This window comes from Microbacterium sp. BF1, assembly GCF_019279095.1.
Classification (GTDB): Bacteria; Actinomycetota; Actinomycetes; order Actinomycetales; family Microbacteriaceae; genus Microbacterium; species Microbacterium maritypicum.
Map to the genome: position 1 here is coordinate 1 of NZ_JAGYWT010000120.1, position 6,145 is coordinate 6,145.

Annotated in this window: 7 protein-coding genes and 1 pseudogene; 1 reads left to right on the top strand and 7 read right to left on the bottom strand. The window is 68.0% G+C overall.

The annotated features are described in order from the left end of the window. Both KZA10_RS06310 and KZA10_RS06315 read right to left on the bottom strand, forming a co-directional pair. Positions 1 to 557, bottom strand: a 557-nt coding sequence (locus KZA10_RS06310; protein ID WP_218682437.1) for a PH domain-containing protein, incomplete at its 3' end; no start/stop codon positions are given. Continuing rightward, positions 554 to 820, bottom strand: a pseudogene (locus tag KZA10_RS06315) (PH domain-containing protein); the annotation flags it as partial. The pseudogene KZA10_RS06315 and the gene KZA10_RS06310, both read right to left, overlap by 4 nt. A gap of 93 nt (positions 821 to 913) precedes the next feature. On the opposite strand from KZA10_RS06315, the gene KZA10_RS06320 reads away from it, so the two are divergent. Beyond that, positions 914 to 1,288, top strand: a complete 375-nt coding sequence (locus KZA10_RS06320; RefSeq protein WP_141386329.1) for a VOC family protein — start codon at positions 914 to 916, stop codon at positions 1,286 to 1,288. Here KZA10_RS06320 and KZA10_RS06325 read toward each other — a convergent pair. The 5 genes from KZA10_RS06325 to KZA10_RS06350 all read right to left on the bottom strand — a co-directional run. Continuing rightward, positions 1,285 to 1,419 carry a hypothetical protein gene (locus KZA10_RS06325; protein WP_374196548.1) on the bottom strand — a complete coding sequence of 45 codons (135 nt, stop codon included), beginning with the start codon at positions 1,417 to 1,419 and terminating at the stop codon, positions 1,285 to 1,287. The two genes, KZA10_RS06320 and KZA10_RS06325, sit on opposite strands and share 4 nt — an antisense overlap. Positions 1,420 to 1,769: 350 nt before the next feature. Further along, complete coding sequence (locus KZA10_RS06335; protein ID WP_218682438.1) at positions 1,770 to 2,525, bottom strand: SGNH/GDSL hydrolase family protein; 756 nt, start codon at positions 2,523 to 2,525, stop codon at positions 1,770 to 1,772. Between the two features lie 34 nt (positions 2,526 to 2,559). Next, the gene (locus KZA10_RS06340) at positions 2,560 to 3,912 is read right to left on the bottom strand and encodes an MFS transporter (RefSeq protein WP_141386730.1); all 1,353 of its coding nucleotides are present in this window, start codon (positions 3,910 to 3,912) and stop codon (positions 2,560 to 2,562) included. A gap of 47 nt (positions 3,913 to 3,959) precedes the next feature. Beyond that, positions 3,960 to 4,994: an LLM class flavin-dependent oxidoreductase gene (locus KZA10_RS06345; protein ID WP_141386731.1), complete on the bottom strand. Its 1,035-nt coding sequence runs from the start codon at positions 4,992 to 4,994 to the stop codon at positions 3,960 to 3,962. Positions 4,995 to 5,048: 54 nt separating this feature from the next. Further along, positions 5,049 to 6,145, bottom strand: a 1,097-nt coding sequence (locus KZA10_RS06350) for a DUF885 domain-containing protein (RefSeq protein WP_218682439.1), incomplete at its 5' end; no start/stop codon positions are given.

Consider the following 6,145-nt stretch of genomic DNA (forward strand, 5'->3'; position numbering starts at 1 on the left):
GCCCGCGGCGTCGCAAGGTACTCGAGCTCGACGTTCGCGTCGTTGCCGGCGCCGACGACCTCGAGCTTGGCGAGTCCGATGATGCGAGCGGGGAACGGACGGGTCAGGTTGACGCCCTGCACGCGGTCGAGAGGCGCGCGGCGGTGCGAACGGAAGATGATGCCCTTGCGGACCTCGACATGATCTCCGGTGATCCGGAACTGCTGGAAGCGCCAGACGAACCAGAAGATCAGCACCAGCACGACCACGAGCCCCAGCACGCCGAGCAGCGCGACGAGGATCAGGTTGTTCGAGAGCACCCAGTCGACGGGGTCGGCGCCGCCGTAGTCGCCGTAGTGCGCCTCTTCGGGCGTGAACAGCGCCACGGCCCAGGCGATGAGCCGGTCCCGCATGTTCGCGATGACGATACCCGCGATGATGATCAGCGCCAGCCCGCCCTTGAAGAGCGGGGTGAGCGGGTGCATCCGGTGCCACTCGCCGTTCGCGAGCGTCTCGGAGGCCTCCCCGCCGACGGGTGCCTGAGCGCTCGGCGCGAGAGGGGGCTGCTGCTCGCTCACAGGCCTGTCCGGCGAGTCTCGGCGACGTGGATGAGCGTGTCGCGCAGCGCCTCGGCCGCCTCTTGGGTGAGGCCCGGGATCTGCACACCGGTCGTCGCGGCGGCCGTGACCATCTTGAGCTGGGCGATGCCGAACGCGCGATCGAGCGGCCCCTGAGTGATGTCGACCAACTGCATGCGGCCGTAAGGCACGGCGATCATGCGCTGCCAGAGGATCCCCTTGCGGAAGACGATGTCGTCGGCGCGGAGCATGTAGCCGATGGATGGATCTGACGCCGCTTCGGTGTGGCGGCACGTCGGTGGCCGCGCGTACGGTGGGCGCCGACGGGCGACGACGCCCGACAGGAGGAGTGCGTGATGGACTGGAAGATCGAGCTCATCTTCGTGCCGGTCACCGATGTGGACCGCTCGAAGCAGTTCTACGAGAAGATCGGCTTCACCGCCGACTGGGATCAGACGCCGACCGAGGGGCTGCGCTTCGTGCAGATGACACCACCGGGCTCGGCGTGCTCGATCGCATTCGGCACGGGGCTGGGCATCGACCTCGAACCGGGCACGCAGAACACGATCCAGGTCGTGGTGCCGGATGCCGACGAGGCGCTGGCGCACCTGCAGGGCCTCGGCGTGGAGGCACGGGGTGTGCAGGACCTCGACTGGGGGCGGTTCGTGTCCTTCGACGATCCGGACGGCAACACCTGGACGCTGCAGGAGCTTCCTGACTACGGCGCCTAGACGACGACGTCCGCGACGATCTCGATCTTGAAGCCTGCGGCGTTCTCGAGCCAGCCGGCGTAGTGCCGGTCGCCCACGGCTGGCACCCGCTCTACACGGACCGCTACCCGCACGCCGGTGGCGACCGGCATCCGCTTCGGTGGGCAACCGGTACCCGTCTGCAGTCGTGTCCCAGGAGACGTCCTCACCATCGAACAGGTAGACCCGATCCAGGCCCTCCCACTCGGATGCGGCGTTGCAGAAGTGGATGGCGCGCAGCCAGCTGAGGTCGGATGCGGGGCGACGAGGGTGGCGCACCGGGATGCCCAGCACCTCTGCGAGCTGCTCCTCCGTCACTGGATACACGCCGATCTCGAAAGGCTCCAGGGTGACCTCGCGCTGTTCCTCGCGACGTGCGTCCCGCAGTGTCAGCACGCCGGCGGGGATGCGGGCGAACACGAAGTCGCTCACCGGTCCCCCGCGTCCGAGCGACGGACTCGATTCACGAGGGCACTCGCTCTACCCAGGACGGGAACTTGGCCGTGCGACCGTCGCCGGAGGATGTGCGGGTCACGCGCCGCCGGACCCAGGGGCCCACGAACTCCCGATAATAGGCGAGCCCCGACGGCCCCGCACCGAGGCGATCGCTCGGCGCCCACCAAGTCTCCGGCGGCTCGAAGCCGAGAGCATGCAGCACCCGAGCCGCCACACGGTGATGGCCCGCCGCGTTCATGTGCAGCCGGTCGTCCGCCCAGTAGGCGCCACGGGAGAGCTCACGATCCGGCCAGTTGAATGCACGGACCACATCGGGGCGCTCTTCGATCCGTCGAAGCACGGCATCAGAGAGGAGATCTCCGCGCCGTTGAACGAGGGATCCCATCGGAAGCTGTCCACTCGGGTTCGCCCCCGAGAGCAGGATCATGGTCACCCCCTCCTCGTCGCACCGGCGCAGCACGCGGCTGAAGGCATCGGCGATGTGCTCGACATCGGTGCGTGGGCGAAGCATGTCGTTGCCTCCGCCGTTGAAGGAGAGATGTGTCGGCCTCAGCGCGAGCGCGGGCTCGAGCTGCTGCTCGACGATCGGCCAGGCGAGCTTGCCTCTGATCGCAAGGTTGGCGTACTGGATCGAGTGCCCAGCGGCATCCGCCCACCCTTGAGCCGCGAGATCCGCCCAGCCGCGCTCACGCCCACCCGGGAGGACATCGCCGACCCCCTCGGTGAAGGAATCGCCGATCGCCACGAACCGCACATCTGCCATCGTCCCAGCCTATTGCGGCAGACGAGAGCAGGCGTCAACGATCGTCGAGCGCCTGCCCGCCGCGGTCGACGAGCCCCCATGCGGCGGACGCAGCACCGAGGAAGCACACCCCGAACACCGCGAACAGCAGCGGCGCTCCACCAGCGAGCAGCAGCGCCGGAACGGAGAGCGGCGCCACGATCGATGCGATGCGACCCACTCCTGCCGCCCAACCGGCACCCGTTCCCCGCAGGGAGGTGGGATAGATCTCGGGGGTCACTGCGTACAGGGCTCCCCAGGCACCCAGGTTGAAGAACGACAGAGCCATGCCCGCGGCGATGATGGCCCCCTCGGTCGTCGCCGTGCCGAAGACCACTGCAGACACCGCAGAACCGAGCAGGAACACCGACAGCGTCAGCCGACGCCCCCACACCTCGATCAGCCACGCCGCGACCGCATAGCCCGGCAGCTGGGCCAGCGTGATGATGAGGGTGAAACCGAACGAACGCACCAGATCGAACCCGGCATCCACGAGAATGCTCGGTATCCAGATGAACGCCCCGTAGTAGGCGAAGTTGACGCCCAACCACACCACCCACAGGCACAGTGTGCGCACTCGGAACTCCGGGTTCCAGAGCGTTGCCAGCCGCGCGCGTGCGGTGACCGCGATCGCACGTGATGCCGGCTCCTTGCGGACAGCGGGGGCACCGCCCACCCCGGCATCGGCCTCGAACGCCGAGACGATGCGGTCTGCTTCCGCGATGCGTCCTCGCGAGGCGAGCCAGCGGGGCGATTCCGGCATCCGCCACCGGACGAAGAGCGCGTACACGGCAGGGATCGCGCCGAGCGCGAAGGCCCAGCGCCACCCGTCGTCGGAGGCCGGTATGACGAGGAAGCCGATCACCGCGGCCGCGGTCCATCCGAGTGCCCAGAAGGCCTCCAGCACCACGATCAGCCGGCCGCGGATCCGGGCCGGAGCGAACTCGCTCACATACGTCGAAGCGACCGGGAGCTCGGCGCCGAGACCGAGACCGACCAGGAAGCGCAGAACGAGCAGTGCCGCGAGACCTCCGACGAGCGCGCTGGCACCGGTCGCGATGCCGTACACGAGCAGCGTGAGCGCGAACACCTGCCGTCGTCCGAAACGATCCGCCAGCAGACCACCGAGCGTCGCGCCGATGGCCATGCCGATGAACCCGACCGAGGCGATCCAACCGGCTTCGCCCTTCGTCAGCCCCCACTGCTGCGTGAGAGCGGCGAGGATGAAGGAGATCAGACCGACATCCATCGCGTCCAAAGCCCAGCCGAGCCCCGACCCCGTCAGGAGGCGCAGGTGGCGACGGGTGAACGGCAGGACGTCCAGGCGCTCGGCCAGAGATGAGCGGCTCGGCAAGGCGGTATTGGCCATGCTCTTCATCGTAGAGCCGAGCGCCCGACGTCCCGCACCCGATGACGTCAGTCCTGAGCGTCGAGGATCCGCTTCACCCGCGGGATCACCTCGGTGCCGTACAGCTCGATGCTGCGCATCATCGACTCGTGCGACAGGGTGCCTGTGGCGTACTTCAAGTCGAACCGGCCGAGTCCCAGCGTCGTGATCGTGTCGGCGATCTTCGCCGCGACGCGATCCGGCGAGCCCGCGTAGATCGCTCCTTCAGGACCGATGTCGTTCTGGAAGCGCGCACGGCTGTATGCCGGCCATCCGCGCTCACGTCCGATCGTGTTGTTCATGGCCTCGAAACCGGAGTAGGCGGCGTCCCAGGCCTCCGCATCCGTCTCGGCGATGTGGCCGGGCGAATGCACCGAGACGGGGTGCGACGTCGTGCCGAAGGAGGCCACGGAGCGGTGGTACAGGTCGACGAAGGGCTTGAACCGCTCCGCTGATCCCCCGATGATCGCGAGCATCAGGCCGAGGCCATGGCGTGCGACACGGACGACCGACTCAGGGCTGCCCCCCACACCGACCCAGGTGCGCAGACCCTTCTCGGTCTTCGGGAACACGTTCGCGTTCTCGAGCGAAGCGCGCATGGTGCCCGACCACGTCACCGGCTCCTCCTTGAGGAGCTCGACGAACAGCTCGAGCTTCTGCTCGAAGAGTGCGTCGTAGTCGCGGAGGTCATAGCCGAACAATGGGAACGACTCGATGAAGGAGCCGCGGCCGAGAACCACCTCGGCACGACCGTTCGAGAGGGCATCCAACGTCGAGAACCGCTCGAAAACGCGCACAGGGTCGTCGGACGAGAGCACCGTCACCGCCGTGCCCAAACGGATGTGCGTGGTGCGGGCCGCGATAGCGGCCAGCACCATCTCCGGGGCAGAGACCGCGAACTCCGCGCGGTGGTGCTCCCCCACCCCGAAGAAGTCCACACCGACCGTGTCGGCCAGCTCTGCCTGCGCGACGATGTTGCGGATCGTCTGCGCGCCGGTGAGGAGCTCTCCGTCCGCGTTCCTGGTGATGTCGCCGAACGTGTCCAACCCGAATTCGATGCTCATGTCATCCCTTCCTATTCAGATGAATGAACACGCCTCGGCCGGACCGCATTCCCGTCAGCGTGGAAGCAAGGCGCTGCGCAGCGTGTCGAGGCCGACACCGCCCATGTCGAGTGCGCGCTTGTGGAAGTCCTTGAACGAGAACGCATCGCCTTCGGCTGCGCGGACGCCGTCACGGACCTGTTCCCAGATACGCTGACCGACCTTGTAGGACGGCGCCTGACCAGGCCAGCCCAGGTAGCGATTCACCTCGAACTGCACGAACTGATCGGACATGTTCACGTTCCGGCGCATGAAGTCCAGTGCGTACTCGGCGTCCCAGACACCCGTACCGTCGAGTCGCGGCTTGCCCAGGTGCACACCGATGTCGAGCACCACGCGGGCGGCCCGCATACGCTGCCCGTCGAGCATGCCGAGACGGTCGGCGGGATCGTCGAGGTAGCCCAGCTGCTCCATCAGACGCTCGGCATACAGAGCCCAGCCCTCGGCATGACCCGAGGTGCCGGCGAGCAGACGGCGCCAGGAGTTGAGCTCGGCCCGGTTGTACACGGCCTGGGCGATCTGGAGGTGGTGTCCCGGCACGCCTTCATGGAACACCGTGGTCAGCTCGCGCCAGGTGTCGAACTCGGTGACGCCCTCGGGGACCGACCACCACATGCGGCCGGGGCGGGAGAAGTCGTCCGTCGGCCCGGTGTAGTAGATGCCGCCCTCCTGCGTGGGGGCGATCATGCACTCGAGGGTGCGGATGGCCTCCGGGATGTCGAAGTGTGAGGCCCCGAGCTCGGCTACAGCGCGGTCGCTCGTCTCCTGCATCCACCTCTGGAGAGCGTCGGTGCCGACGAGCTTGCGGGCCGGGTCGGCCTCGAGGTGGGCGACGGCCTCTTCCACGGACGCACCGGGCAGGATCTCGTTCGCGATCGCGGTCTGCTCCGCCACCATGCGCGCGAGCTCCTCGCGCCCCCACTCGTACGTCTCGTCGAGGTCGATCGTCGCCCCGAGGAAGCGACGGGAGTTGAGCGCATACAGGTCGCGTCCGACCGCGTCGACCTCGCCCGTCGCGGGAGCGAGCTCTTCCACGAGGAAGCGACGAAGCTCGTCGTAGGCGACCCGTGCCGCGGCGGAGTTGTCGGCGAGGCTGCGCGCGAGCGAAGCGG

Bases quoted from the DNA above. Each gene is read 5' to 3' on its own strand.
- KZA10_RS06320 (WP_141386329.1), top strand. From the start codon at position 914: ATGGACTGGAAGATCGAGCTCATCTTCGTGCCGGTCACCGATGTGGAC.
- KZA10_RS06325 (WP_374196548.1), bottom strand. From the start codon at position 1,419: ATGCCGGTCGCCACCGGCGTGCGGGTAGCGGTCCGTGTAGAGCGGGTG.
- KZA10_RS06335 (WP_218682438.1), bottom strand. From the start codon at position 2,525: ATGGCAGATGTGCGGTTCGTGGCGATCGGCGATTCCTTCACCGAGGGG.
- KZA10_RS06340 (WP_141386730.1), bottom strand. From the start codon at position 3,912: ATGGCCAATACCGCCTTGCCGAGCCGCTCATCTCTGGCCGAGCGCCTG.
- KZA10_RS06345 (WP_141386731.1), bottom strand. From the start codon at position 4,994: ATGAGCATCGAATTCGGGTTGGACACGTTCGGCGACATCACCAGGAAC.